Here is a 25,812-nt window from a genome sequence, read left to right on the forward strand (position 1 = left end):
GCGTTATTTTTTGATCCGCCTGCCGTTCGCGCAGGCGGATCTGCATCTTGCACCTTGTCACCACTCTACTGGAGGGGCCTCATGGACCTCATTCTCGTCAACATCATCGACGGGCTGGTTACTGGATTGCTGTTATTCATGCTGTCCGCCGGTCTGACCCTAATTTTCTCGATGATGGGTGTTTTGAACTTTGCCCACGCCAGCTTTTATATGCTTGGTGCCTATTTCGCGTATCAGATCAGCATTGCCCTCGGCTTTTGGATGGGGTTGCTCATCGCGCCGCTGATCGTTGGCGTTCTCGGCGCAGGCGTCGAAAGATACGGGCTGAGGCGCGTGCACCAGTACGGCCACGTGCCAGAGCTGATTTTCACCTTTGGTCTGGCGCTGCTTATTGAAGAGTTGGTGCAATTCATCTGGGGTAAAAACCAGATGCCATATTCGGTCCCTGAAGTTCTCGACTTCACGGCTTTCGCGATTTCGGGCAATTCTATCCCTGCCTATAAGGTCTTCATGATCTTCACGTCGGTCGCCATTTTTATCGGGTTGCTATATGTCCTGACCAAAACGCGCGTTGGTATGATCATTCAGGCCGCACTAAGCTATCCGCGCACGGTCGAGGCATTGGGCCATAACGTGCCCTTGATCTTCATGGGCGTCTTCGGAGTTGGTACCGCTCTTGCGGGTGTCGCCGGTGTGATCGCGGGCCCGGTTCTGGGCACATTCCCGGGCATGGCCTTTGTACTCGGCTCCATCGTTTTTGTTACGATTGTCATTGGCGGTCTTGGGTCGCTGTGGGGGGCGCTGGCAGCGTCTTTGTTGATCGGCTGGATCACCACATTCGCAAAATCCTACAATATCGAAATGAAAAGCGTCCTGAATGGAATAGGTATTTCGACACCCGACAATCTTGATGAAAGCATTTTCCGTGACTTGTGGAGCATTACAAGCCCGCAGATCGCAGACATCCTGCCCTATATCCTGATGGTGTTGATCCTTATCTTCCGCCCCGCAGGTCTTTTCGGAAAGCGCAGCTCATGACAGTTTCAGATCCTAGAATTGACCCCAGAATTGACCCTAAAGGGGCTCGCGAAGACGAGCAGATCACCACGGATCCGTCCAAACCGGTTGAACGCATGCGGTCAGGGTCAATGACCCTTTCACTGGCACCTTGGGTGATCGCTGCGGTAGTGCTTGCGTTCCTGCCGCTGGTTTTTACCAATAACTCGGCGCTGACGATCATGAACCAGATGTCGATCACCATCGTGTTCGCGCTGGCCTATAACATGTTGCTGGGGCAAGGCGGGATGCTGTCGTTTGGCCATGCGGTTTATGCAGGTGTCGGCGGTTTCGCAGCAATGCATATCATGAACATGTCGGACTTTTTCTCGACCATCCCGCTGGTGGTCCTGCCCGTATTTGCCGGTTTGTTCGGCATGGGTCTGGCGCTGATCGTGGGGTCTTTCTCCACTCGTTCGGCGGGTACGGTTTTTGCAATGATCTCACTTGGTGTGGGTGAATTGATCGCCGCGTCGTCGGTCATTATCGTTGCGTTTTTCGGCGGCGAAGAAGGCATCAGCGGCGATCGCACCTATGCGCAACCTTTCTTTGGCGTGGAGTTTCTTCAGCAGATCGAAGTGTATTACCTGACAGCGGCCTGGGTGGTGATCGCTGCCGCACTTATGTATCTGTGGAGCCGGACGCCGGTCGGCCGCATGGCTAACGCCGTGCGTGATAACCCCGAACGCGCCGAATTCCTGGGGTATTCCGCACGCTGGGTCCGCTATTACAGCTTTGTCGCATCTGGCTTTTTCGCAGGTGTGTCGGGGGGGTTGTTCGCGATCAACTATGAAATCTTGACCGAGGAGAACCTGAATACCGCCTCTTCTGGGGTGATCCTTCTGGTGACATTCCTGGGCGGCGTCGGTTTCTTCTTTGGGCCGATTATCGGGGCAATCGCGTTCACGTTGTTGCAAACCGTTCTCAGCCTGTCGACCGAGCTGTGGGCGTTCTACGCAGGTGTTCTGTTCGTGGCGACAGTGATGTTTTTCCCAGGAGGCCTGGCCGGGTTGATCATGATGCACGTGCCCGTGTTCAAACTGGGCAAAGCCGGTACGCTGATCAAACCCTATCTCTATACGTTGCTTCCGGCCGCGCTCGGGCTGGCGGGGCTGGCTGCACTGGTCGAGATGACCTTCCATTACCGCCATGCGATCCCGGGCGACAACGAAATGACGGTATTCTGGATGACCTTTGACACTCATACGCTGCTGCCATGGCTGATCGCGATCGCTGTGACGGCGATCGGGCTTGGCATTGCCAAAGTCACCGCGTCTGATCTCAGGGACGCCTGGAGCGCGGCGAACACGGCAGGAGGCAAGTCATGAGCACACCCGCACTCGAACTCACAGGGCTAAAGAAAAGTTTTGGCAAAGCCGAAATTATCCGCGGCATCAACCTTAGCATCGGCAAGGCTGAACGGCATGCGATCATTGGCCCGAACGGTGCCGGTAAATCCACGCTGTTCAACCTGATCACCGCCCGGTTCGCGCCGACCGCGGGGACGGTCAAGCTGCACGGCGAAGACCTGGCTGGGTTGGAACCTTACCAGATCAACCGCAAAGGGCTTAGCAGGTCGTTTCAGATCACCAATATCTTTCCGGCCATGTCGGTGTTTGAGAACGTGCGCTGCGCATTGCTCTGGTCGCAGGGGTATAAATACAGCTTTTGGCATCTGGTAAACCGCAAGCACGATCTGACGGACGAGGCTGAAAAGATCCTGGATCAGATCAACCTGTTGGGTCGACGGAACTTGCCTGCCGGTACCCTGTCTTATGCCGAACAACGCGCGCTTGAGATCGGGATCACCATAGCAGGTGGCGCGGATGTCATCATGCTGGACGAACCCACCGCCGGGATGAGTAATACCGAAACAGATTACATCACCGACCTCATCCTCAAGGTCACAGCAGGAAAAACCCTGATCATGGTCGAACACGACATGAGCGTTGTCTTTGGTCTGGCTGACCGGATTTCGGTCTTGGTATACGGCGAAATCATCGCCACCGGCAAACCCGAAGAGGTGCGTGCGAATGCCCGCGTCCAAGAAGCCTATCTGGGCGCCGCATTGGAGGCAGAACACTAATGATGCTCGAAGTCACAGATATGCATGCCTATTATGGCAAGTCTCACATCCTTCAAGGTGTGAACATCAACGTCAAAGAGGGCGAGATCGTCGCACTTTTGGGCCGCAACGGGGTGGGGCGGTCCACCACCTGCAAGGCGATTATGGGCGAGGTCGAACCCAAGGGGTCGGTCAAGTTCCAGGGCCAGGAAATTGCCGGTAAGAAGGCGTTTCAAATCGCCAACATGGGCATCGGCTATGTACCGGAAAACAGAGACATTTTTCCCGGATTGACAACGCGGCAGAACCTCACCCTGGGGTTGAAGCCCGGCCAGGTTGATGGTGCGGGCCGTTGGTCGATGCAAGCGATGTTCGACATGTTCGAAAACCTCGACCGCAGGGCCGACGTCGAAGCGTCGGTGCTGTCTGGGGGTGAACAGCAGATGTTGACGATGTGCCGGACCCTGATGGGTGACCCGGACTTGGTGATGATCGACGAACCGACCGAGGGACTGTCGCCGCAAATGGTCCAGAAGGTCGCCGAAGTGCTCAAGGAAATCGCAAATCGCGGGATCTCGACGCTGTTGGTTGAACAAAAGCTGTCAATTGCGATGGATATTGCCGATCGGGTCTATGTCATGGGGCACGGTCAGGTGGTATTCGAAGGGACCCCCGCCGATCTGAAAGCCCGTGACGATGTGCGCAAGGAATGGCTCGAAGTCTGATCCGCGGCAACATCACCCCGCATCCGTTTTTGTATGGTAATTACGTCGCTTCCTGCGGCCTCTTCCTCCTGAGGCGCAGGTGCGTTTCGAGAGGAAAAGTTCTTGGCATTCGATAAAGATAGACTGAACCGCATCGGTGAGTGGATGCAATCCTATGTGGATCGCGATCGCTTTGCCGGTTGTTCGGTACTGGTCGCACAACAAGGGCAGGAGGTGTATTTCAACGCCACCGGCAAACGCGATCTTGAGACCGGGAAACCGTTCGAAAGAGACACCATCGCGCGGATCTATTCCATGACAAAGCCGATCACGTCAGTCGCGATCATGATGTTGGCCGAACGGGGGCTTTTCCATCTTGATGCGCCGGTATCGGATTTCATTCCGGGCTTTTCCAACATGGAATGTCTTGTGCCCGGTGCGACCGACATCTCGCAGACCGAAGCCTGTAAAACTCCGACATTGCATCACTTGCTGACGCATACCTCGGGCCTCAGCTATCCTTTCAACCCCGGCGTGACCGCCAAGGCGATGGAAGAGGCCGATATTCTGTTCCGGGCCGACCAGGGGTCGTTGGCCGACATGACAGACCGGGTGGCCCGGTTGCCCTTGGCCTTTCCGCCCGGCACCCGCTGGGAATATTCCGTCAGCATCGATGTGTTGGGACGTGTCGTCGAAATCGTGTCAGGCCAGACGCTGGAAGACTTTTTGGTCAGCGAAATTCTTGGCCCGCTGGGGATGGATGACACCCGGTTTTCGGTCCCACAGGCCGGCACCGACCGTTTCGCGGCGCTCTACACTCCGCTTGCCGGCAGTGCTTATGCGCTGAACGATGCCAAACCGGCCGAACCGGTATTGCGCTGTGTGGATCGCCCCGAAAAGTCACCGTTTCTGAAAGCGCAGATGCATTCGGGCGGCGGCGGGTTGGTCGGCACCATTGACGATTACCTGAAGTTTACCGAAATGCTGCGCACCGGCGGTGCCGGTCTTGTTTCACCCAAGACGCTCGACTTTATGATGCGCAATCATTTACCGGGCGACATTGCGTCGATGGGTCCGGCCAGCTTTGCCGAGCAACCGATGGAGGGCATGGGCTTTGGCCTTGGCGGGGCGGTTGTGATGAACCCCGGCCGGGTGCGCGTCCCCAGCAGCATCGGTGATTTCAGTTGGGGTGGCATGGCATCGACATTCTTCTGGGTTGATCCGGTGCTGGATTTATCTGTGGTGTTCTTTACCCAACTGGCCCCTTCCAGCTCTTATCCGGCACGCCCGCAATTGAAAGCGCTTATCCATGGAGCAATGAAATGACCACGGTTTTATGGACCCCGGCACCCGAACGGGTAGAGGCCTCGACAATGGCAGCCTTTGAAAGGTTTCTGCGCGACAAGCGCGGTCTAACCTTTGCCGATTACAACGAAATGTGGAACTGGAGCGTGACCGACCTGAACGGCTTTTGGTCGGCGATCTGGGAGTTTTTCAACGTCAAGGCCAGTGCGCCCTTTACCACCGTCATGGCCAAGCGTCAGATGCCGGGGGCGCAATGGTGTCCCGGTGCGATGTTGAATTTCACCGACCAGATCATGAAACATGTGGATCAACAGCCGGGCGGTGATGCGCTTATCGTGCAATCGGAAACCTTTGGCCGCAAAAGCCTCACTTGGGCGCAACTGCGCCAGCAGGTGTCAAGTGTGGCGTCGCATCTGCGTGAAATGGGGGTGGCAAAAGGTGACCGGGTCGTCGCGGTCTTGCCCAACACCGAAACCGCAATGATTGCGTTTCTTGCGACGGCAAGCATCGGGGCGATCTGGTCGCTGTGCGCCCCGGATATGGGCCATGTCGCCATCCTTGATCGGTTCAAGCAGATCGAACCCAAGGTGTTGATTGCACAAGACGGATATGTGCACGCAGGCAAGACCGTGGACCGTCGCGAAATTCTGGCCGGGCTCGAAGCTGAGCTGCCCAGCCTGGTTCAATGCATCACCGTGCCCTTTGTCGGCGATCTGCCCGAGGGCCACGTCGCATGGGATACGTTGCTGGGGCGTGACGTGGCATATGAAAGCGTGCAGGTCCCTTTCGACCACCCGCTGTGGATCGTGTATTCATCGGGCACAACCGGCAACCCGAAGCCGATCGTCCACGGTCACGGCGGCATCATACTGGAATCGGCCAAACAATCTTTGCATCATGATTTCAAACCCGGCGGGCGCTATTGCTGGTTGACCTCGTCCGGCTGGATCATGTGGAATTCGCAGTTCACCGCTTTGGGCCAGGGCACCACAGTGGCGATGTTCGACGGGGCACCCAATTATCCCGATATGGGCGTGATCTGGCGATTTGTCGCGGATGAAAAGCTTGACTTCTTCGGGGCCGGTGCCGCGTTTTTCAGCGGGTGCATGAAAGCGGGCATTACCCCACGGGAGCAGGTGGACCTTTCGGCGCTCAAGTCGCTGGGGTCTACCGGGTCGCCTCTCAGCTCGGACGCCTATGACTGGATCTACAGGGACGTGAAGCAAGACGTCTGGCTGGCCCCTATCTCGGGCGGGACCGACCTTGCCGGGGCTTTCGTACTTGGTCACCCCGGTATGCCGGTGCGGGCGGGCGAAATGCAGTGTCGCGCGCTTGGCAACGCGGTGCGCGCCTATGACGAAGACGGAAAAGAGCTGATCGGTACGGTGGGTGAACTGGTCTGCACCGAACCGCTTCCGTCGATGCCGTTGTATTTCTGGGGCGATGACGACGGCAGTCGCCTGCACGACAGCTATTTCGATACCTACCCCGGCATCTGGCGCCACGGCGACTGGATCGAGATCAATGAAAACGGCGGGTCGGTCATTTACGGCCGGTCAGACGCCACGATCAACCGCAAGGGTCTGCGCCTTGGCAGTGCGGAAATCTATCAGGCCGTCGAAGGGCTGGACGAGGTGATGGACAGCCTTGTTGTCGACCTCGAATTTCTGGGGCGCGAAAGCTTTATGCCGCTGTTCGTGGTGCCGGCCAAGGGCGTGACGGTTGATGATGCTCTCAAGGACAAGATCAACGCCGCGATCCGCAAAAATGTCTCGGCCCGGTTCATTCCCAACGAAATCGTCGAAGTTGCTGAAATCCCCCGGACACTATCGGGTAAAAAGCTTGAGGTTCCCGTCAAAAAACTATTGCTTGGACAAGATCCTGCAAAGGTGGTCAACCTTGATTCAATGGCCAATCCGGGCAGTTTCGATTTCTTCGTTGCCTATGCCGGGCGACGGGCGACCTGAAAGGACGGAACCGTGATGACTGACGTGGCTCGCCAACTGCTCGAACTGCTTGATATTGAACAGTTGGAAGTCGATTTGTTTCGCGGCATCGGATCGGGGGGTGAAACCACCACCCGGATTTTCGGCGGACATGTGATTGCACAGGCGCTGATGGCCGCCTATCGCACGGTCCCCGACCGCACCTGCCATTCACTGCACGCCTATTTCATGCGGCCGGGTGATCCGTCCATCCCGGTCATCTATCAGGTGGACCGCGCCCGCGATGGGGGCAGCTTTACCACGCGTAGCGTTATCGCGATCCAGCACGGCAAGCAGATCCTCAACCTATCGGCGTCGTTTCACGTGGAAGAGGATGGCTGGGACTATCAGCACGATATGCCCGACGTGAAAGGCCCCGAGCATTGGCTGGACCGCCCTGATTTGCGTGAACCCTATATTGACCGGATCCCCGAAAAGCACCGTGCCGATTTCGTGCGCGAACGCCCTATCGAGATCCGCGAAGTCGAACCACGTGATCTGTTTAATCCCGAAAAGGCAGCGGACAGGAACTATCTGTGGTTCCGGATGCAAGCCGCCCAAGGACAATCGCCTGTAATGCAGCACTGCCTGTTGGCCTATGCCTCTGACATGAACCTGCTTGGATCTTCGCTGCGTCCGCATGGGCTGACGTGGTTCCAGCGCGGGGTGATGTCCGCCAGCCTGGATCATGCCATGTGGTTTCACGCACCGATCGATTTTTCAGAATGGCATCTCTATGATCTGGACGCGCCGTACACCGGTGGGGCACGCGGATTTAACCGCGGGCTGATTTATACCCAAAGCGGCAAGCTTGTCGCTAGTGTCGCCCAAGAAGGGTTGATGCGTCCCTACAAACCGAAAGGCGATGCAAGTGACGGATAAAGGTGGCCGCTATCCCGGATGGGAACCCGGGATCGAACTGCGCGACGACTGGCTGGGGCTGGTGGTCGAAGACATCATCGACCCCGACCGAGAGATCGTGGACCCGCATCATCATCTTTGGCGTCACGGTACATCCGAAAATCCCGCCGTATATGAAATGGAAGCGTTGCGGCGTGATACCGAAGCGGGTCATAACGTGGTGCAGACCATGTTCATCGAATGCCGTTCGTATTGGGATCAGGACGCGCCCGACCACCTTAAATCCATCGGAGAGACCCGGACCGTCGCGGAAATGGCATCTTCGGTGCCGCTTGACCGTGCCCAGATTGCCGGGATTATCGGACAAACCGAACTTGTGCTTGACCCGACCTTGCTGAACGAGGCACTGGATGCGCATCAAGAGGCGGGAAAGGGACTGTTCAAAGGGATCCGCAATTCCGGTGCCCGTGACCCCGAACCGCAGCACCTTGCCATCCCCGGGCGCGGTGTGCCGAACCAATATGGCAACCCCGATTTCGTCCGCGGGGCTGCGATCTTGGGCGAACGGGGGCTGACCCTGGACAGTTGGCATTACCATCATCAACACCAAGAGTTTCTGGACCTTGCCCGCGCGGTGCCGCACACCACGCTGATCCTTGACCATTTCGGCACGCCGCTTGGAGTCGGCCGGTTTGAAGGCAGGCGCGATGAAATTTTCGCTGCGTGGAAGGATCATATGGCGGAGCTGGCAGAATGCCCCAATGTGATGGCCAAGCTGGGCGGCCTGTGTATGCCGGACAACGGTTTTGGCTATATGCACCGTGATTTGCCGCCATCTTCGGATGAAATCGTTGAAACTCAGGGCAAATGGTATGCGCACATGTTGGATGCGTTCGGCCCGAACCGCTGCATGTTCGAGAGCAATTTTCCCGTCGACCGCACGGCGGTCAGCTATCAGGTCATCTGGAACGCGTTCAAGAAGATGGCTGCGGACCTGAATGAAACTGCCAAAGAGGCGTTGTTTTCAGGCACAGCGCGTCGCGTCTATAGTCTGCCGCCCGCGTAACGCGGACGGCAGCGCTTTTTATCAGGCGAACTTGAAAAAGCACAGCTTGTTGCCGTCGAAATCGCGCACATAAGCGCCATAGAAACGGTCCGGCACCCGTTGGCCGGGGGGGCCATCGCAGGTCGCCCCCAGCTCGATTGCCCGTGCATAGAATTCATCCACTTCGGGCTTGGTCTCGGCAGTGAACGCCACCATCACCCCGTTTCCGGGGGTAGGGGCCTCTTTGTTGTACGGTGCGCAAACGGCAATCATCGGCGTGCCCCGGCCTGTGCCGATCATTGCAATGCGCCCCGCATCGACCAATACCTTGGCCCCCTTGCTTTCGAAAAGATCGCAATAGAACTTTTTGGCGCGGTCCATGTCAGCGGTGCCGACAGTTGTATATCCGATCATGACGATGCTTTCTTGGGGTTGCGAACATGGCCGTAGGCACGGTTCAGCTTGCGCATCCCCCCGATCCAGCGGTCATAATTGTCGGTTTTCTTGCGCATGTAATCCAATACCTGAGGGTGCGGCAAAACAAGAAACGTTTCGTTGCGAATGGTTTCGATGCAAGCGTCCGCGACGGGCTCGGGTTCAAGCAGACCGTCGATAGCGGCAACGGAATCCTCGTGGCCGCGGGTCATTTCGCTGCGTACCGCTTGCGGGCAAAGCACCGAAACCTTGATGCCGTCGTCGCCGTGGGTCAGCGCCAGCCACTCGGCTAGGGCGACGGCCGCGTGTTTGGTGACGCCGTAAGGTGCACACCCGACTTGATTCAGCAGACCCGCCGCCGACGCGGTGTTCAGCAGATAGCCACCGCCGCGTTCGATCATTTTCGGTACCAGATGGCGTGCCGCCCAGACATGGGCCATCACGTTGATATCCCAGATCCGCTGCCAGTCGTCATTGGGCACTTCCATCCCGCCGGCCACCAGAATGCCAGCATTCGAACAGAACAGATCAATCGGCCCGATGTCGTTTTCGACCGTTTCGATCATATCGGCAATCTCTTGCTCGACCCCGACATTCACGCCGAAAGCCACACCGTCGATCTCGTCGGCGACGGCCTGCGCGCCGTCCTTGTTCAGATCAACGCAAACAACCTTTTTGGCCCCTTCCGCTGCAAACTTGAGAGCGAGCGCCTTGCCGATGCCGCTCGCGGCACCGGTGACGACAATAATTTTATCCTTCAGTTCCATAGCAGCCCCTTACGTCCACATGTTCGACCCGCCACAAACGGTCAGCGCCTGACCGGTCATGTAGCGGCTTGCATCAGAGGCGAGGAACACGGCGAGCCCCGCGAAATCTTCCGCCTCGCCAAGACGGCGCAGCGGAATTTCATTCTTGATGCGTTTCTCGACATCAGGATTGTCCCACAGCTCGCGCGCGAATTCGGTTTTCACCAAACCCGGACAGATTGCGTTGAACCGCAGTCCCTTGGGCCCGAATTCGGCGGCAAGGTTGCGCACAAGGCCGATCAGCGCCAGCTTGGACATCCCATAAGTGCCCAGCATGACCGATGGTTTGAACGCCCCGATGGACGAGGTGAACGCCATCGAACCGGCCCCTTTTTCGATCATGTCGGGTGCCACCATCTGTGCCAGCCAAAGATTGGACAGCACATTTGCGTTCATGGTTTTCTGATAGGCATCATCGGGGATCTCGGACGTGGGCCCATAGTAGGGGTTCACGCCCGCATTGCCGATCACGATGTCGATCTTGCCCGCCAGCTTGTGGGTCTCGTCGACCAGCGCTTGCAGCTGCTCTTTATAACCAACGTTGCAGGGGACGCCGTAAGCCTTGCCCTTGCCAATCGCGTTGATCTCGGCGGCGGCGGCGTCCAGCTGGTCTTGCTTGCGAGCCGAGATGACGACGGTCGCGCCATGCTCGGCAAGGGCCTTGGCCATCGCCAGCCCCATGCCCTTGGAGGCACCGGTCAACAGCGCCACCTTTCCGGTCAGATCGAACAGGGTCATACGCCACCCCGCGAGCGGCCTGTCGCGATCTCCTCGCGCGCCCGCGATGTGCGCAGATTGGATTCCTGGTAATCCTTGACCTCGGCACGGGCGATCACATGGTGGTGCACCTCATCGGGGCCGTCGGCAAAGCGCAGCGTGCGCTGCGACGTGTACATGCCCGACAGCGGCGACCACTGCGAAATACCTGTCGCACCATGCACCTGCATCGCCTGATCGATGATGTTGCAGACTTTTTCCGGCACCATCGCCTTGATCATGCTGACCCAGATGCGGGCCTCTTTGTTGCCCAGAACGTCCATCGCCTTGGCGGCTTTCAGAACCATCAGGCGCATGGCTTCAATCTCGATCTTGGCGCGAGAGATCGTTTCCATGTTCTTGCCCAGATCAATGATCTTCTTGCCAAAGGCTTCACGGCTGAGGCCCCGTTCGATCATCAGGTCCAGCGCCTTTTCCGCCGCCCCGATGGAGCGCATGCAGTGGTGGATGCGGCCTGGCCCCAAACGGACCTGGGAAATCTCAAAGCCCTTGCCTTCGCCCCAGAGGATGTTTTCCTCGGGCACACGCACGTTGGTGAACTTGATGTGCATGTGACCGTGCGGCGCGTCGTCGTGACCAAAGACATGCATCGGGCCGACAATTTCAACGCCGGGGGTGTCGATGGGCACAAGGATCTGCGACTGCTGACGGAATGGTTCGGCGTTTGGTGACGTCTTTACCATGGTAATCATGATCTTGCAGCGCGGATCACCGGCACCGGAGATATAGTATTTCTCGCCGTTGATGACCCATTCACCGTTTTCCAGCACGGCAGAGGTAGAGATATTCTTGGCATCCGAGGACGCCATATCGGGTTCAGTCATCGCGAAGGCAGAGCGGATTTCACCGGCCAGCAGCGGCTTGAGCCATGTGTCTTTTTGTTCCTGCGTGCCGATCCGTTCCAACACTTCCATGTTGCCGGTGTCAGGCGCGGAACAATTCAGCGTTTCAGAGGCCAGCGGGCTCTTGCCAAGCTCTGCCGCGATATAGGCATAATCCAGGTTTGAAAGCCCTTCGCCAGTTTCGGCATTGGGCAGAAAAAAGTTCCAGAGACCGCTTTCGCGCGCCTTTTTCTTTGCAGTTTCAAGAAGTTCCAGCTGGCCCGGCGCATGTGACCACCGATCGGTGCGCCCTTCACCCAAGCGGTAGTATTCATCAGTAATCGGGTCAACGTTCTCGCGGATGTGTTTGATCACGGCGGCCAGAAGCGGCTTGGCCTTTTCCGACATCTCCAGGTTATTCATTCCCGCCATTGCTTCGTTATGTGACATTAAGTGCCTCCCGGCTGTTAAATTCGATTTATTATTTATTGACCCAATTGGGTTTGCGTTTTTCGACAAAGGCGTTCACGCCTTCCTTGAAGTCTTCGGTCTTGCTAAGATCCGCGATCACTTCACGAGAGTAGGCGATGCTGTCCTGCATTCCGTCGCGGGCATACATATCGTTGAGTACGCGTTTGGTCGCCTTGACCGCCGACGGCGACACGCTGCACAGTTCTTCCGCTTTCTCCATGGCTTTCGCCATCAGTTGATCCGCCGGATGCACCGCGTTGACGCAGCCCAGCGACAATGCTTCGTCGGCCATGATGGTGCGCCCGGTGAACATCAGCTCTTGCGCGGCAAGCCGTCCGATATAGCGCGACAGGCGCTGCACGCCGGATGCGGCCGCGAAGAAGCCTACCTTGACCTCGGGCAGGGCGAACTTTGCCTGATCTGAGGCGAGGATGATGTCGCAGGACAGCGCGGTTTCAAATCCGCCGCCCATGGCGAAACCGTTGACGGCCGCAACGATGGGCTTTTCCAGATCAAAACGCGAGGACAGACCGGCGAAGCCGCTGGCGGGCATTGTCGCCTTTGACCCGCCCGCAGCGGTGGCTTTCAGGTCGTTCCCCGCAGAGAACGCCTTGTCCCCCGCGCCGGTCAGAACCGCGACCCAAAGATCCTGATCCGCTGCAAAAGCGTCCCAGCAATCGGCCATTTCATTATGCATGTCGACGTGCACGGCATTGTACACCTCGGGGCGGTTCATGGTCACAACAAGGATGTGACCCTTCTTTTCGGTGGTGATATATTGATAGCTCATACCTTCAGCCCTCCGGTGTCGATTTCAGTGAATTTCCCGCCATTCTTGGCCAGATCGCGCAGCAGATCAGCGGGCGCGAATTCGGGGTCCTCGGCGCCCAGCTTTTCCATCACGTCCAGCACGGACTGCGCACCGACCATATCGCCATAGAACATCGGGCCGCCCTTATCGGCGGGCCAGCCATAGCCGTTCAGCCAGACCACATCGATGTCAGAGGGGCGCTGCGCCTTGTTCTCCTCAAGGATTTTGACCGCTTCGTTGATCATCGGGTAGATGCAGATCTCGATGATCTGTTCCTGCGACATCTGGTTGGCTTCGGCGCCGGTGATGTCCTTGATCACACCGGCAACCACATCCGACGGGATCGGACGACGGGATTCATCATAGTCGTAGAAACCCGCTTGGGTCTTCTGGCCACGTCGGTCCATTTCACACAGCGCATCGCGGATCGGGTTCTCGGTCTTGGCCCCTTTGGACCAGCCGATATCCAGACCGGCCAGATCGGACATCTGGAACGGCCCCATCTTGAAGCCAAAGGCGTTCAGTGCGGCGTCCACATCCCACGGCATCAAGCCCTGTTGCAGCAGCTTGTTGGCCTGTTTCTGGCGCGCGAACAAAATGCGGTTGCCGACAAAACCGGGGCAAACGCCGACGAGCACGGCGATCTTGTTGATCTTGGCCGCCAGATCCATGGAGGTCGCGACCACATCATCGGCAGTATGTCTCGCGCGCACGATTTCGAGCAGTTTCATCACGTTGGCGGGCGAGAAAAAGTGCAGCCCGATCACGTCTTCGGGGCGCTTGGTCATCGCCGCGATTTCGTCGATGTTCAACGCGGAGGTGTTCGTCGCCAGGATCGCGCCCGGTTTCATCACGCGGTCCAGCTCGGTGAAAATCTTGCGCTTGAGCTCCATGTCTTCGAACACGGCTTCGATCACCAGATCACAATCGGCCAAGGCCGCCAGTTCCAGCTTGCCGTCAAAGCGATCCATCCGCGCTTCGACTTCTTCTTGCGGGAAGCGGCCCTTGTCGGCGCTGCGCTGATAGTTGCCGCGCACGACCTTCAAACCGCGGTCCAGCGCTTCTTGAGTTGTCTCGACAATGGTGACGGGGATGCCTGCGGTGGCAAAGTTCATCGCGATGCCGCCGCCCATCGTGCCCGCGCCGATGATACCGACCGATTTGATGTCACGAAGTGGGGTGTCGTCAGGCAGGTCCGGGACCTGCCACGCAGCTTTGCCGGCGGCACCGATATAAGCGCCAATCTGTTCGTCGGAGGGGGTGTTCATAGTATTCCTTTCTTCGAAGCCCAAGAACGGGCCTTACTTTTCAAGACACTCAGTGCGGATTGCACGGCGGTCTATTTTATCAGTGGCACCGCGCGTCAGCGGCGTGTCCTGACACCACAGCGTTACGGGAATCTTGAACTTCGCGAGCCGTTGTTCGAGATGCTTTGCCATGTCGGTCTGCGTGATTTCCTTGCCGTTGCGGGTCTGGACGGCGGCACCTACGACCTCTCCCAGGCGGCTGTCGGGCAGGGAAAACGCGCAAGCCTCGATCACATCGGGGTGCGTGTGCAGCGCCCCTTCGACATCCAGACAAGCGATGTTTTCGCCGCCTCGGATGATGATATTCTTCTTGCGATCAAGGATGGTGATATAGCCTTCGGCGTCGATCACCCCCAGATCACCAGTACGCAGCCAGCCGTCTTGCATGGTTTCCGCTGTCGCGTCCGGCTTGTTCAGGTAACACCGCATGTTGGCGGGGCTTTTGACGGTGATTTCACCGAGCTCACCTTGCGGCACATCGTTACCGGCATCGTCCAGAAACCGCACATCCTGTAACGGCGGGTGCAGTTTTCCCGCGGCGTTCGGGCGCTTGTTGTATTCGGCCCCGACCACCCCGATGCCAAGCGCGTTGGTTTCGGTCATCCCCCATCCCGTAGCGATTTCGGCGGTGGGAAACTGGTCTTGCAGCTGCGCGACCTGCGCGGCGGGCCGTTTGGCCCCCCCAGCACCAAGCCAGCTTAGCGTCGGAAGCGTTTCACCCATGCGCTTGGCGGCTTGCAGCAGGTCGGCGGATTGGGTCGGAACACCAAGAAAGCGCGTCACACCTTCGCGTTTGATAACCCGAACCGCTTCTTCGGGATCCCATTTGTGTAACAACGATATCTTGGCCCCTGCGGGCAAACTGAGCAAAAACAGCGGATGCGTCGCAGTGACATGGAAAAGCGGTGTGACAATCAACCCAGACGGTCTGGGTGCCGGAGGTGCCCCCGGCTCGGGCGGATTTACCAGCGGGGCGCAAACCGCCTGGATCAGCCATGTGAACACAGCCGATAACGCACCCCGGTGTGTCTGCACCACGCCCTTGGGCTTGCCGGTGGTGCCGGACGAATACATCACCGCAAAGTCATCGTCGGTCTCAAGCGTCACTCCCTCGACCGGGGTCGTGGGCTTGGGGTTCATCAATGCTGTAAGTGTTTGATCTGAATCCGCTTCACCGTCTCGTACACCAACGACATTCAGCCCCAGCGGTTCAATAAGCGGGGATATCCGTTCAAGCCGTGGCGCATCGGCAAAGACCGTTGTGGCGGCACTGTCCTTGAATGCATAATCCAGTTCTTCGGTGGTCCACCACGCGTTCACAAACACCACGACCGCACCGACAGAAGCGATCGCAAGGGTCAACATTAACAATTCCGGGTAATTGCGCATCGCAATCGCCACGCGGTCACCAGGCTTGACCCCCAGATCATCGCGAAGTGCGTGTGAAATCTGGTGAACGGCGTCGCAAAAACCGTCATATGTCCATCGCTCGTCCTGATAGACCAGAAATTCAGCGCGGCCTTGATCGTGAATTTCGCGGCTGGCGAGCATGAGTTGGCCGATGGTGGCGGGGATATTCTTGAAGGTACGATACGTGACCCCGCGAATATCTGCGTGAGACATCTCAAATGTCGGGTTAGTTTGAGTCGTATGCCGAATGGCCTCTTCCATGGTCATAGCTGGCATCAGCAGTCACCCGTCCGCGGCATCGCCTGATAAGTTTTAGCCATTTGTTTCCTCCCCAATAGAGCCGGGGTTCGGACATTCCTCCACGATTGTCCGCGACTCTGATTTGCGTAGCCTAAGCGCTAAAATTCAAACTGCCAATACCGCTTGATGGAACGATGTTCCGCAAACTGGCATTCGACAGGCTTCAGGCGTGCCAAATCGCTACGCAATACGCGGCGCGCACGTATTGGCGAAAATTGAACATGAATATAAAGGTAATGAAAGCCCTTCTTTCCGGGAGCCGGAGGAAAGAAGCCGTTTGCTTTGATCAAGCTGTGGAAACCACCGGCTGCGGGACGCGGGGGCGCGGGCCCATCGCGCCGATCCAGCGCGGGTCTTCAGGCACCCAACGTGCCTGTGACCAGTTCGGGAAGACGGGTGGCGGGCGGCGTATTGCGGCTGCGCAAACTGCGCACCACCCCGTCAATCACCGTCATGCCGACGCCTGGCAGATTGCCAAGCTGCACCGATTCCAGCAAGTTGTTACCGGGCGCATGCTGTGCCTGATCCATCAGGACAAAATCCGCGCATTTGCCGACCTCGATCAAGCCGGTGTCCAGCTTGCGTTGCCGCGCTGTGTTGCCGTTGGCAAAGCAAAAGGCGATCTCGGCAGGCACATCGCCAAGCGACGACAGCATCGCGACCATGCGCATGATCCCCAAAGGCTGCACGCCGGACCCAGCCGGACCATCGGTGCCCAGGATCAACTGATCAAGCTTGCCCAACTCGCGCGCGGTGTTCAGCGTCAGCAAGGCGGCGCGTTCATTGCCGTTGTGCACGATCTCGAGCGCGGCCTTACAGCCTTCGCACAGGCAGATGATTTGGTCGTCTGGAAGGGCAGAATGCCCTCCGTTGATATGTCCGACTACATCCGTGCCTGTCTCAAGCACCATATCCGCGTCGATCAACCCTGACCCGGGGATCGACGGGCCGCCGGTGTGGATCGTGCTTTGCATCCCGTATTTGCGCGCCCATCCCACCATCTGCGCGGCAGTCTTGCCGTCCTTGACCGTGCCCAGTCCGACCTCGCCCAGCAGGGTCACCCCGGCCTTGGCCATCTCGGCAAAGTCTTCCTCGACCATGCCCTGTTCGATCACCGGCGCACCCGCGTGGACCTTGACGCCCGAGGGGCGGAAGTTTTCGTACCAACGCTGCGACGCGATCGCCATCGCCTTGAGGCCGACGATATCTTTCGGGCGCCCCGGCATATGCACTTCGCCGGCAGAGATCAGTGTGGTCACCCCGCCGTGCAAGGTCGAATCGATCCACCCCAATTGTTGCTGGCGCGGCGTATAGTCTCCGACGACCGGGTGAACATGACTGTCGATCAATCCGGGCGCAAGGGTGGCGCCATGGGCGTCAACTTCGGTTGCGGCCGCTTCGCAATCGAGATCTTTTTCATATCCCCAAGCGCTGATCTTGCCATTGATGGCGATCACGCAGTCACCATCGAAAATCGGCTCCTCCATCTTGCCGGACAGGATCATACCAATGTTTCGGATGACAAGTTTCGCTGAGGTGTCTGACATCGGTCCGCCTTTCAAGCAGCATGGTTTCATTTGAACGCTAACATAAAAATGGGCTGGATCAAGACGAAATGCTTGACTAAATGTCGTTAGTGTACAAATGATATTGCATGATAATTAATTTCGTGAGGTCGAACATGGATGCCGCGCCGATGTTGCAGGATGCCGAAATCGGGTTCCCCATTCCCCCCGGTGTATATGCCGAGACTGTGACCGAGGTTCAGCACTACAGTGATAGTCTGTTCAGGTTTCGCATCACCCGCGACCCGGCATTTCGCTTTCGGTCCGGTGAATTCGTGATGATCGGTCTACCCAATGCGGACAGACCGGTGTTCAGGGCGTATTCGATCGCCTCACCGTCTTGGGATGAACAGATCGAGTTTTATTCGATCAAGGTGCCTGACGGGCCTTTGACCAGATATCTGCAACGGCTCAGGGTCGGCGATACGGTGCTGATGCGCCGCAAGCCCACCGGCACGCTTGTCAATGACGCGCTGTTGCCCGGCAAGCGGTTGTGGATGTTTGCCACCGGTACCGGCATCGCCCCGTTTGCGTCGATCATCCGGGATCCGGAAACATACGAAAAATTCGATGAAATGATTGTGTGCCACACCTGCCGAACCTCTCAAGAGCTGACGTTCGGGCGTAATCTGCTGAACGACCTCAAGAATGATCCCCTGGTTGGGGAACTCAGCCCACGACTGACGCTTTACGACACGCTTACCCGCGAAGATTGGCCGCGTGTGGGGCGGCAGACCGATCTGATGGCGTCGGGGAAGATGTTCAGCGACCTGGGGGTGCCGCCGATTGATCCCGATACCGACCGTGCGATGATTTGCGGGTCGATGGCCATGTTGAACGACACCAAGGCCGCGCTTGAAAGCTTTGGTCTGGAAGAAGGTGCCAATAGTCGTCCTGCCACTTTTGTAGTCGAAAAAGCGTTCGTGGGCTGACTCGTGTCGATTTGATTTGACAGAACCGCTTTTGTCTAATTTCTATTAGTATACCAACAAGTTCAAACCCGGATGGGAGGCGCAGCCATGAGCTATATCACCGCGACGACACTTGAGGATGCACTGAACACGCTGGCGGCCGGGCCGGCGTCGGTTATCGCGGGTGGTACTGACTGGTTCCCGGCGCAGGCCGACAGGCAATTTCGCGGCACCTTGCTGGATATCTCACGTCTGTCGGAACTGCGCGGCATAACCCGCACCGACAACGGGTGGACAATCGGCGCGGCGACCACCTGGACGGATATCGTGAACGCCGAGCTTCCCGCGGCGTTCAACGGGCTGAAACAGGCCGCCCGCGAAGTCGGGTCTGTCCAGATACAGAATGTCGGTACGGTTGCGGGCAACCTGTGCAATGCTTCGCCTGCCGCCGATGGGGTGCCGCCTTTGCTGACGCTTGGGGCCGAGGTCGAACTGGCCACCGCCCGGATGACGCGGCGGCTGCCTCTGGGCGAATTCTTGCTCGGGGTACGCAGAACCGACCGCGCCGAAGATGAACTGGTGACGGCAATACATATACCTGCGATCTCCCCGAACAGCCGGGGCAGTTTCCTCAAGCTTGGGGCGCGCAAGTATCTGGTCATCTCAATCTGCATGGTCGCCGTCTTGGCCACGGTCGAGCAGGAAAAGCTGTCTGAGATCGCAATAGCAATCGGTGCGGCGTCGCCCGTGGCCCTGCGATTGACGGCACTCGAAGACCACCTGCGCAACCGGCCTGTCACCGGCATGATGCGCCACGTGACCGCCGACATGATCGCCGGTCTGTCACCGATTGCCGATATCCGTGCCAGTGCCGAATACCGCGATGCAGCCAGCGCCGAGGTGATCCGCCGCGCCCTGTCTCTTGCTCTGGAAGGGAACGCCTGATGGATCAACGCACCGCCACGACCCCCACTTCATTCACCCTGAACGGCACGATATCTCAGGTTGACGTCGCCGCGGGCGAGCGTTTGTCTTATTCCTTGCGCGAACGCTTGGGGCACCGGGATGTAAAGATCGGCTGCAACGCGGGCGACTGCGGGGCCTGTACCATCCTGGTTGACGGTGCCCCGGTTTGCGCGTGCCTGATGCCAACGCAACAAGCTGCGGGACGGTCGGTTGAAACCCTGTCCGGTCTGGTCAAGGCAGACAGCGATGCCCAAGCCTTGATGGAAAGTTTTCAACATCACCAAGCCGCGCAATGCGGAATTTGTACGCCGGGGATGATGGTGTCGGCGGTGGCGCTGCTGCGCAAAACGCCGCAACCTGATCAAACGCAGGTCCAAGACGCGCTTGGGGGTGTGCTATGTCGCTGTACCGGCTATCGCAAGATCATTGATGCCGTCCTCGGTGCGCATACCGCGGATGAACTGATCGAGGCTCCGCAAGATCTGGGGCAGCATACGCGTCGGCTGGATGGCCGTCCCAAGGTCGACGGAACGGAAAAGTTTGGTGATGACGTGGCACCCGTCGATGCACTGGTCGCGCGGGTGATAAGATCGCCCCACGCCTCGGCATCGTTCACATTGGGCGATATTTCACAGTGGCAGGCGACCCTGCCGGGCGTTGCCGCCGTGCTGACGGCCCAGGACGTGCCGGGACGCAATGCCTTTGGCGTGATCCCCGGGTTCATCGACCAACCGGTTTTCGCTGTCAGCCATGTGCGGTTCCGCGGCGAGGCTGTCGCCTGTGTGGTGGGCGACGCCGATGCGGTAAATGCCATCGACATGTCCAGCTTTCCGATCGAATGGAGTGTTCAACCGGCATTGTCCGACATCGACGAAGCGCTGGAACCGAATGCGCCGCAGTTGTTTGACGACCGACCCGGCAATATCATGTGCGGTGGTTTCGTGCAGTGTGGCGACGCCGACGCCGCGCTGAAAAACGCGGATTTCAGCGTCGAAGCGGTGCACAAGACCAGCTTCGTGGAACATGGCTATATCGAACCCGAGGCAGGGTTTGCCGAAGTTGTGCAGGGCCGCCTTCATGTGCACGCCTGCACCCAAGCCCCGGCGATGGACCGCGAGGCACTGGCATATATTCTGGACCTTCCGCCTGCTGATATCCGTATCGTTCCGACTGCCGTCGGCGGCGGGTTCGGATCAAAAATAGACCTTTCCCTGCAGCCGTTCATTGCCTTGGCCGCGCTGAAAACCGGCAAACCGGTGCGCATGACCTACAGCCGTAACGAAACCATGCAATCGACGACCAAACGCCACCCGGCCCAGATCAGGATCAAGGTTGGCGCAAACGCCGACGGAACCTTGTCGGGGCTGCGGTTCGACGGTAATTTCAACACAGGTGCCTATGCGAGCTGGGGACCGACGGTGGCCAACCGTGTGCCGGTTCACGCCTCTGGCCCGTATTACGTTCCCGATTACCGTGCCCAAAGCCGCGCCGTGCACACGCACTGCCCGCCGTCGGGGGCCTTTCGCGGGTTCGGGGTGCCGCAATCTGCAATTGCACAGGAAACCGCCTTTGACCTGCTGGCGGAAAAGCTGGGTATGGACGCGTTGGAGTTTCGCGTAAAGAACGCTCTTGGCGACTGGGTGCGCACCGTCTGCGGACAGGTGTTTTCCCAAGGAGTCGGGATCAGGCAGTGCCTCGAGGCTCTGCGCCCCGCGTGGAACGCGGCCAAGGCTGAATGCGCAGCGTTCAATGACCAAAACAGCGCGGTGAAACGCGGGGTCGGGCTAGCAAGCGCGTGGTATGGCTGCGGCAACACGTCGTTGCCCAACCCGTCAACCATCAAGGCAGGTCTGCGACGGGACGGCACAATCGTGCTGCACCAAGGGGCGATGGATATCGGGCAAGGGTCCAACACGGTGATCCCGCAGATCTTTGCCAAGGCGCTTGGAGTGCCAGTATCCGACATTACCGTAGTGGGGGCCGACACCGATATCACCCCGGACGCCGGCAAAACCTCCGCCTCGCGGCAGACCTTTGTGTCGGGCAACGCCGCACTCAGGGCAGGCGAGGCGCTTCGTGCCGATATCCTGCGTCAGGTCAATGCGGGGCCGACCGCGCAAATCATCGCAAAGGATCACCGGATTAACGTCAGTGACGGCCCCCACAGCCAAACCCTGGATCTAGAGCGTCTTTCGCCAGATGATCAAGGATATGTTCTGATGGCACAGGAAACCTATGACCCGCCGGTCAAGCCGCTGGACGAAAACGGGCAAGGCGAACCCTATGCGCAATTTGGTTATGCAGCACAGCTTGCGGTTGTCGAAGTCGATATAGCCTTGGGCCTGTGTAAGCCGTTGCGTTTCGTGGCGGCGCATGACGTCGGGCGCGCGATCAACCCGCTTTTGGTCGAAGGACAGGTGCAGGGTGGCATTGCCCAAGGGTTGGGCATGGCGCTGATGGAGGAATACATACCCGGACGCACCGAAAACCTGCACGATTATCTTATCCCCACCATCGGTGACATCCCACCCATTGAAACCCTGATACTGGAAATAGCGGATGCACACGGCCCCTATGGTGCCAAGGGATTGGGCGAACACGTGTTGATCCCCACGGCACCTGCGATATTCAACGCGATATATCACGCCACCGGTGCGCGTATCACCCACACTCCGGCCACCCCCACGCGCCTGCGTACAGCCCTGAAGGAGGCGGGACATGCCTGACGACCTGCGCGACCCAAAACCCGCGAAAATCCGCTGCGACGCGTGCCCCGTCATGTGTTTTATCGCCGATGGTAAATCAGGGGCGTGTGACCGATATGCCAATCACGCGGGCGAATTGGTGCGGCTTGACCCGCTGACGGTCATTCAATCGGGCGCAAAAGCCGTCGCGTTTCTGGATCAGGGTAACAACGCCCAAGATTGGGATGGCGATGTGATTCAAGGCGGGCGCGATTTCGTGACGGCGGTCGGCGCGGGCACGACATACCCAGATTACAAACCCGCCCCCTTTATCGTCAGCCAAGAGGTCGACGGCGTTGATATGGTCACTGTCGTGACCGAAGGCATATTTTCTTATTGCGGCGTCAAGGTGAAGATCGACACCGATCGCCACATCGGCGAAGAGCGCGCCGTGGTGCGGGCCGAGGGCGAAGCGATCGGTCACGTGATGACGTCGGAATATGGCTCCAAGATGCTATCGCTGGGCGGCGTCGAACACCTGACCGGTGGGTCCAAGAAAGAAGGGCGTGCAACCTGTGACGCGCTGTTGCGGCTATGTAACCGTGAACCGGTCGAGGTGACGATTGACGGTGGTGTGACCATGGTGATCGAGGCCGGCAAGGCACCGATCATCAACGGCACACCCGAAAAGCTGATGCGTGTCGGCTGTGGCTCTGCCACCATCGGGATGTTTGCGAAACAGTGGCACGGCCATGTCGACGAGGTCGTGGTTGTCGATGACCACATCACCGGCGTCCTGAGCGAGCACGAGGCTGGAAAAGGTCTGAACATGACCCCATCGGGCATTCGCATCAACGGGCGCCGATCGACGCCAGGGCGCTATTTTCAGGTCGCAGATCCCGGCACCGGTTGGGGCGGTACCGACGTCGAAGATCCTCTGACCATTCTGCGCGATGCCGACGCGAAACGCGCCTGGCCGGGACTGCGGCTGCTGATGATATCGACCACGGGCGAACAATGGGCATATTTCACGCTCGACGATGACCTGGTGCCTCGGCCTGCCGAAATTACCCCAGAACTGCTGACGGTGGCGGAACGCATCGCCGAAAACTGCGAACCATCGCTGTGTTCGGTGTTGTTCATGGGCGGTGCCGGTGGCAGCCTGCGCGCCGGGGTCACTGAAAATCCGGTGCGGTTGACGCGGTCGGTCAAGGAATCGCTGACCCACGTGTCTTGTGGCGGGGCCGAAGCCTATGTCTGGCCCGGCGGCGGCATCACGGTGATGGTAGATGTGATGAACATGCCGACAAATTCTTTTGGATACGTTCCGACGCCCGCTCTGGTGGCCCCGATTGAATTTACCTTGCGGCGCGAAGATTACGGTGCGCTTGGCGGACATGTTCAGCATATCCAGCCCCTGGCCAAAGTTGTCACCCCGGACGTGCGCCGCGTGACCCAGACCGGGCTTCAGACCAACCCCAATGACCGGGAAAACTACGGGTGGGGGAAATCAAGGGAATGATGCCGCAGGCTTCTCTTTTAAGCGGTGACAGGCTGCATCTGTCACATGGGCCGATCGATTTGATCATCGGGTCCGACGGGGCGCGCAGTGTGGCCTTTCGCGCGGCTTTCGCAAGGTTCGAGTCTGTTTTGGACGAGCTTGCGGCAGAGTTACCGCTGCTGCGTCAACCTGTCGAACGCCGTCCGGAAGGCAAGATCGCCCGGCGCATGTATCGCGCGGCGCTGCCCTATGCGGATGGTGTCACCACGCCGATGATTGCGGTTGCGGGGGCAGTTGCGCAGGAAATTCTGGCCGCGATGACCGAAGCCACCGCATTGACCCGCGCCTATGTGAACAATGGTGGCGATATCGCATTGCACCTGACCGGGGCCGCGACATTTCGCGTGGCCATCGCGTCGCCGGACAACGGAAATCTCGGCGTTGTTGACATCGGCAGTACCGACGCCATTCGCGGGATCGCGACCAGCGGGCAACGCGGCCGCAGCCTTAGCCTGGGTATCGCGGATGCGGTGACGGTTCTGGCACGTTCGGCGTCCATGGCCGACGCCGCCGCGACGCAACTTGGCAACGCTGTGGATCTGCAAGACAACGCCAGCATAACACGCGCGCCCGCCAATGTGGTGCGCGACGATTCTGATCTGGGGTCGACAACCGTTGTCACGCATGTGGGGCGTCTTGCCCAATCCGACGTCGCGCGGGCGCTTTGTGCAGGTGAAACGGCGGCCAACGCGCTGCGTCAAGCGTGTTTGATCGACGGCGCTGCTCTTTTCCTGCAAGGTCAGAATGCGGTTGTGGGTTTGCCCGCCACCTTGAAGTTCCAACAGAAAGCACCCGAACATGCCTGAAATCGTCATCCGCAAAATCGTCACCAGCATCGAAGAGATATTCCACGAAGGCGGCCCCCGCGCCAACACGCCGTTAAAACGCGGGGCGGTGATGGCTGTGATCCAAAACCCCTATGCAGGGTCGTATGTCGAAGACATTCAGCCATTCATGGAAGACCTCAAACCGCTTGGGGTGCAAATGGCGCACAAGCTGCTGGCTGCTCTGGGTGGCGAGGCCAAACAGGTCGAAGGTTACGGAAAGGGTGCGATCATCGGCACCGCCGGAGAGCTGGAGCATGGCGCGCTATGGCACGCACCGGGCGGCTATGCGATGCGCGACGTATTGGGCGGGGCCAAGGCGATTGTGCCGTCCACCAAAAAGGTCGGTGCGGCCGGTACCCGATTGGATGTGCCCGTTACACATGTGGATGCATCCTATGTGCGCAGCCATTTCGATTCCATCGAAGTCGGTCTGAACGACAGCCCGCGCGCTGACGAAATGGCGGTGATATTGGTGATGACCACGGGGGCACGGGTGCATAACCGGGCAGGGGGCCTGGCCGCAAAGGACATCATCGGAGAGGATGGATTGAGATGAGCGCAGAGATCCGCAAGATTGCCGTCTGGGTCGAAGAAACCCACCGTGAAATTGGCCAAACCATTTCGCCGCCCACACGTAAAGCAGTCGCCATCGCTGTGATCCAAAACCCGTTTGCGGGGTCTTATTCACAGGATCTGACCCCGCTTATGGACATCGGAGAGGAACTTGGCGGGCTTTTGGGTGATAAATGCGTTTCCGCGCTTGGCATTACCCCGGCCCAGGCCGAAAGCTACGGCAAGGCGGCGATGGTCGGGGAAGGCGGAGAGCTGGAACACGCCGCCGCCATCTTGCACCCAAAGCTTGGCGCGCCATTGCGCAAGGCCGTCGAAAAAGGGGCCGCACTGGTGCCGTCTTCGAAAAAGATGGGCGGACCGGGGCAGGTGCTTGACGTGCCTTTGGGGCACAAGGACGCCGCCTATGTGCGCAGCCATTTCGACGGGATCGAGGTACGGCTGAACGACGCGCCACGCGGGCGCGAGATACTGGTGGCCGTCGCCGTTACCGACAGCGGGCGTCCATTGCCCCGTGTCGGCGGGCTGACCCATGCCGAGGCCGAAGGCAAAGACGGCCTGCGTTAGAG

General features: G+C 58.7%; 23 protein-coding genes. 15 read left to right on the forward strand and 8 right to left on the reverse strand.

Features of this window, described 5'->3' with window-relative positions; genetic code table 11:
* The first annotated feature begins 81 nt into the window (after nt 1-81).
* The 8 genes from AC13DE_RS05215 (at nt 82) to AC13DE_RS05250 (ending at nt 9,042) form a co-directional block, all read left to right on the forward strand.
* Nucleotides 82-1,038 carry a branched-chain amino acid ABC transporter permease gene (locus AC13DE_RS05215; RefSeq protein WP_446297088.1) on the forward strand — a complete coding sequence of 319 codons (957 nt, stop codon included), beginning with the start codon at nt 82-84 and terminating at the stop codon, nt 1,036-1,038.
* Nucleotides 1,035-2,384, forward strand: a complete 1,350-nt coding sequence (locus AC13DE_RS05220) for a branched-chain amino acid ABC transporter permease (protein WP_446312334.1) — start codon at nt 1,035-1,037, stop codon at nt 2,382-2,384. The genes AC13DE_RS05215 and AC13DE_RS05220 overlap by 4 nt, the downstream gene beginning before the upstream one ends.
* Nucleotides 2,381-3,142: an ABC transporter ATP-binding protein gene (locus AC13DE_RS05225; RefSeq protein WP_446297086.1), complete on the forward strand. Its 762-nt coding sequence runs from the start codon at nt 2,381-2,383 to the stop codon at nt 3,140-3,142. The genes AC13DE_RS05220 and AC13DE_RS05225 overlap by 4 nt, the downstream gene beginning before the upstream one ends.
* The gene (locus AC13DE_RS05230; protein ID WP_446297085.1) at nt 3,142-3,846 is read left to right on the forward strand and encodes an ABC transporter ATP-binding protein; all 705 of its coding nucleotides are present in this window, start codon (nt 3,142-3,144) and stop codon (nt 3,844-3,846) included. Before AC13DE_RS05225 ends, AC13DE_RS05230 begins: the two co-directional genes overlap by 1 nt.
* A gap of 102 nt (nt 3,847-3,948) precedes the next feature.
* A complete protein-coding gene (locus AC13DE_RS05235; RefSeq protein WP_483047259.1) occupies nt 3,949-5,151 on the forward strand; it encodes a serine hydrolase domain-containing protein in 1,203 nt (400 codons plus the stop codon).
* Nucleotides 5,148-7,097 carry an acetoacetate--CoA ligase gene (locus AC13DE_RS05240; protein ID WP_446297083.1) on the forward strand — a complete coding sequence of 650 codons (1,950 nt, stop codon included), beginning with the start codon at nt 5,148-5,150 and terminating at the stop codon, nt 7,095-7,097. Before AC13DE_RS05235 ends, AC13DE_RS05240 begins: the two co-directional genes overlap by 4 nt.
* A gap of 15 nt (nt 7,098-7,112) precedes the next feature.
* The gene (locus AC13DE_RS05245) at nt 7,113-7,997 is read left to right on the forward strand and encodes an acyl-CoA thioesterase (protein ID WP_446297082.1); all 885 of its coding nucleotides are present in this window, start codon (nt 7,113-7,115) and stop codon (nt 7,995-7,997) included.
* Nucleotides 7,981-9,042, forward strand: a complete 1,062-nt coding sequence (locus AC13DE_RS05250; RefSeq protein WP_483047260.1) for an amidohydrolase family protein — start codon at nt 7,981-7,983, stop codon at nt 9,040-9,042. The genes AC13DE_RS05245 and AC13DE_RS05250 overlap by 17 nt, the downstream gene beginning before the upstream one ends.
* Nucleotides 9,043-9,063: 21 nt before the next feature.
* On the opposite strand, the gene AC13DE_RS05255 is transcribed toward AC13DE_RS05250, so the two are convergent.
* From AC13DE_RS05255 to AC13DE_RS05290, 8 genes are all read right to left on the reverse strand, one after another.
* Nucleotides 9,064-9,435 (reverse strand): VOC family protein, encoded by a 372-nt coding sequence (locus AC13DE_RS05255; protein ID WP_483047261.1) that lies wholly within the window; start codon nt 9,433-9,435, stop codon nt 9,064-9,066.
* Nucleotides 9,432-10,223, reverse strand: a complete 792-nt coding sequence (locus AC13DE_RS05260) for an SDR family oxidoreductase (RefSeq protein ID WP_446313716.1) — start codon at nt 10,221-10,223, stop codon at nt 9,432-9,434. The genes AC13DE_RS05255 and AC13DE_RS05260 overlap by 4 nt, the downstream gene beginning before the upstream one ends.
* A gap of 9 nt (nt 10,224-10,232) precedes the next feature.
* A complete protein-coding gene (locus tag AC13DE_RS05265; RefSeq protein ID WP_446313717.1) occupies nt 10,233-11,000 on the reverse strand; it encodes an SDR family NAD(P)-dependent oxidoreductase in 768 nt (255 codons plus the stop codon).
* Entirely contained in the window at nt 10,997-12,283 is a 1,287-nt protein-coding gene (locus AC13DE_RS05270; RefSeq protein ID WP_483047332.1) for an acyl-CoA dehydrogenase family protein, read from the reverse strand. Before AC13DE_RS05270 ends, AC13DE_RS05265 begins: the two co-directional genes overlap by 4 nt.
* 58 nt (nt 12,284-12,341) lie before the next feature.
* Nucleotides 12,342-13,121 carry an enoyl-CoA hydratase-related protein gene (locus AC13DE_RS05275; protein WP_446297616.1) on the reverse strand — a complete coding sequence of 260 codons (780 nt, stop codon included), beginning with the start codon at nt 13,119-13,121 and terminating at the stop codon, nt 12,342-12,344.
* Nucleotides 13,118-14,410, reverse strand: a complete 1,293-nt coding sequence (locus tag AC13DE_RS05280; RefSeq protein ID WP_483047262.1) for a 3-hydroxyacyl-CoA dehydrogenase — start codon at nt 14,408-14,410, stop codon at nt 13,118-13,120. The genes AC13DE_RS05275 and AC13DE_RS05280 overlap by 4 nt, the downstream gene beginning before the upstream one ends.
* A gap of 33 nt (nt 14,411-14,443) precedes the next feature.
* Nucleotides 14,444-16,135, reverse strand: a complete 1,692-nt coding sequence (locus AC13DE_RS05285; protein ID WP_483047263.1) for a class I adenylate-forming enzyme family protein — start codon at nt 16,133-16,135, stop codon at nt 14,444-14,446.
* 380 nt (nt 16,136-16,515) lie between these two features.
* The gene (locus AC13DE_RS05290; RefSeq protein ID WP_483047264.1) at nt 16,516-17,706 is read right to left on the reverse strand and encodes an amidohydrolase family protein; all 1,191 of its coding nucleotides are present in this window, start codon (nt 17,704-17,706) and stop codon (nt 16,516-16,518) included.
* Nucleotides 17,707-17,840: 134 nt separating this feature from the next.
* Between AC13DE_RS05290 and AC13DE_RS05295 the strand changes: the two genes are divergently transcribed.
* From AC13DE_RS05295 to AC13DE_RS05325, 7 genes are all read left to right on the forward strand, one after another.
* Entirely contained in the window at nt 17,841-18,656 is an 816-nt protein-coding gene (locus tag AC13DE_RS05295; RefSeq protein WP_483047333.1) for a ferredoxin--NADP reductase, read from the forward strand.
* A gap of 87 nt (nt 18,657-18,743) precedes the next feature.
* Entirely contained in the window at nt 18,744-19,580 is an 837-nt protein-coding gene (locus AC13DE_RS05300; protein ID WP_446313720.1) for an FAD binding domain-containing protein, read from the forward strand.
* Nucleotides 19,580-22,327 (forward strand): molybdopterin-dependent oxidoreductase, encoded by a 2,748-nt coding sequence (locus AC13DE_RS05305; RefSeq protein ID WP_483047265.1) that lies wholly within the window; start codon nt 19,580-19,582, stop codon nt 22,325-22,327. Before AC13DE_RS05300 ends, AC13DE_RS05305 begins: the two co-directional genes overlap by 1 nt.
* Entirely contained in the window at nt 22,320-23,807 is a 1,488-nt protein-coding gene (locus tag AC13DE_RS05310) for a 6-hydroxynicotinate reductase (protein WP_483047266.1), read from the forward strand. The genes AC13DE_RS05305 and AC13DE_RS05310 overlap by 8 nt, the downstream gene beginning before the upstream one ends.
* Complete coding sequence (locus tag AC13DE_RS05315) at nt 23,804-24,652, forward strand: UPF0280 family protein (protein ID WP_483047267.1); 849 nt, start codon at nt 23,804-23,806, stop codon at nt 24,650-24,652. Before AC13DE_RS05310 ends, AC13DE_RS05315 begins: the two co-directional genes overlap by 4 nt.
* Complete coding sequence (locus AC13DE_RS05320) at nt 24,645-25,229, forward strand: amino acid synthesis family protein (protein WP_446297613.1); 585 nt, start codon at nt 24,645-24,647, stop codon at nt 25,227-25,229. The genes AC13DE_RS05315 and AC13DE_RS05320 overlap by 8 nt, the downstream gene beginning before the upstream one ends.
* Nucleotides 25,226-25,810: an amino acid synthesis family protein gene (locus AC13DE_RS05325; protein WP_483047268.1), complete on the forward strand. Its 585-nt coding sequence runs from the start codon at nt 25,226-25,228 to the stop codon at nt 25,808-25,810. Before AC13DE_RS05320 ends, AC13DE_RS05325 begins: the two co-directional genes overlap by 4 nt.
* The last annotated feature ends 2 nt before the right edge of the window (nt 25,811-25,812 follow it).

The sequence above is a fragment of the Sulfitobacter sp. L-8 genome, from assembly GCF_056859255.1.

What these genes read in the sequence shown, in the direction of transcription:
- AC13DE_RS05325 (WP_483047268.1), top strand. Translation starts at nt 25,226, where the DNA reads ATGAGCGCAGAGATCCGCAAGATTGCCGTCTGGGTCGAAGAAACCCAC.
- AC13DE_RS05300 (WP_446313720.1), top strand. Translation starts at nt 18,744, where the DNA reads ATGAGCTATATCACCGCGACGACACTTGAGGATGCACTGAACACGCTG.
- AC13DE_RS05215 (WP_446297088.1), top strand. Translation starts at nt 82, where the DNA reads ATGGACCTCATTCTCGTCAACATCATCGACGGGCTGGTTACTGGATTG.
- AC13DE_RS05220 (WP_446312334.1), top strand. Translation starts at nt 1,035, where the DNA reads ATGACAGTTTCAGATCCTAGAATTGACCCCAGAATTGACCCTAAAGGG.
- AC13DE_RS05315 (WP_483047267.1), top strand. Translation starts at nt 23,804, where the DNA reads ATGATGCCGCAGGCTTCTCTTTTAAGCGGTGACAGGCTGCATCTGTCA.
- AC13DE_RS05310 (WP_483047266.1), top strand. Translation starts at nt 22,320, where the DNA reads ATGCCTGACGACCTGCGCGACCCAAAACCCGCGAAAATCCGCTGCGAC.
- AC13DE_RS05245 (WP_446297082.1), top strand. Translation starts at nt 7,113, where the DNA reads ATGACTGACGTGGCTCGCCAACTGCTCGAACTGCTTGATATTGAACAG.
- AC13DE_RS05305 (WP_483047265.1), top strand. Translation starts at nt 19,580, where the DNA reads ATGGATCAACGCACCGCCACGACCCCCACTTCATTCACCCTGAACGGC.
- AC13DE_RS05290 (WP_483047264.1), bottom strand. Translation starts at nt 17,706, where the DNA reads ATGTCAGACACCTCAGCGAAACTTGTCATCCGAAACATTGGTATGATC.
- AC13DE_RS05240 (WP_446297083.1), top strand. Translation starts at nt 5,148, where the DNA reads ATGACCACGGTTTTATGGACCCCGGCACCCGAACGGGTAGAGGCCTCG.
- AC13DE_RS05320 (WP_446297613.1), top strand. Translation starts at nt 24,645, where the DNA reads ATGCCTGAAATCGTCATCCGCAAAATCGTCACCAGCATCGAAGAGATA.
- AC13DE_RS05295 (WP_483047333.1), top strand. Translation starts at nt 17,841, where the DNA reads ATGGATGCCGCGCCGATGTTGCAGGATGCCGAAATCGGGTTCCCCATT.
- AC13DE_RS05225 (WP_446297086.1), top strand. Translation starts at nt 2,381, where the DNA reads ATGAGCACACCCGCACTCGAACTCACAGGGCTAAAGAAAAGTTTTGGC.
- AC13DE_RS05280 (WP_483047262.1), bottom strand. Translation starts at nt 14,410, where the DNA reads ATGAACACCCCCTCCGACGAACAGATTGGCGCTTATATCGGTGCCGCC.
- AC13DE_RS05275 (WP_446297616.1), bottom strand. Translation starts at nt 13,121, where the DNA reads ATGAGCTATCAATATATCACCACCGAAAAGAAGGGTCACATCCTTGTT.
- AC13DE_RS05230 (WP_446297085.1), top strand. Translation starts at nt 3,142, where the DNA reads ATGATGCTCGAAGTCACAGATATGCATGCCTATTATGGCAAGTCTCAC.
- AC13DE_RS05260 (WP_446313716.1), bottom strand. Translation starts at nt 10,223, where the DNA reads ATGGAACTGAAGGATAAAATTATTGTCGTCACCGGTGCCGCGAGCGGC.
- AC13DE_RS05265 (WP_446313717.1), bottom strand. Translation starts at nt 11,000, where the DNA reads ATGACCCTGTTCGATCTGACCGGAAAGGTGGCGCTGTTGACCGGTGCC.
- AC13DE_RS05250 (WP_483047260.1), top strand. Translation starts at nt 7,981, where the DNA reads ATGCAAGTGACGGATAAAGGTGGCCGCTATCCCGGATGGGAACCCGGG.
- AC13DE_RS05270 (WP_483047332.1), bottom strand. Translation starts at nt 12,283, where the DNA reads ATGAATAACCTGGAGATGTCGGAAAAGGCCAAGCCGCTTCTGGCCGCC.
- AC13DE_RS05285 (WP_483047263.1), bottom strand. Translation starts at nt 16,135, where the DNA reads ATGCCAGCTATGACCATGGAAGAGGCCATTCGGCATACGACTCAAACT.
- AC13DE_RS05255 (WP_483047261.1), bottom strand. Translation starts at nt 9,435, where the DNA reads ATGATCGGATATACAACTGTCGGCACCGCTGACATGGACCGCGCCAAA.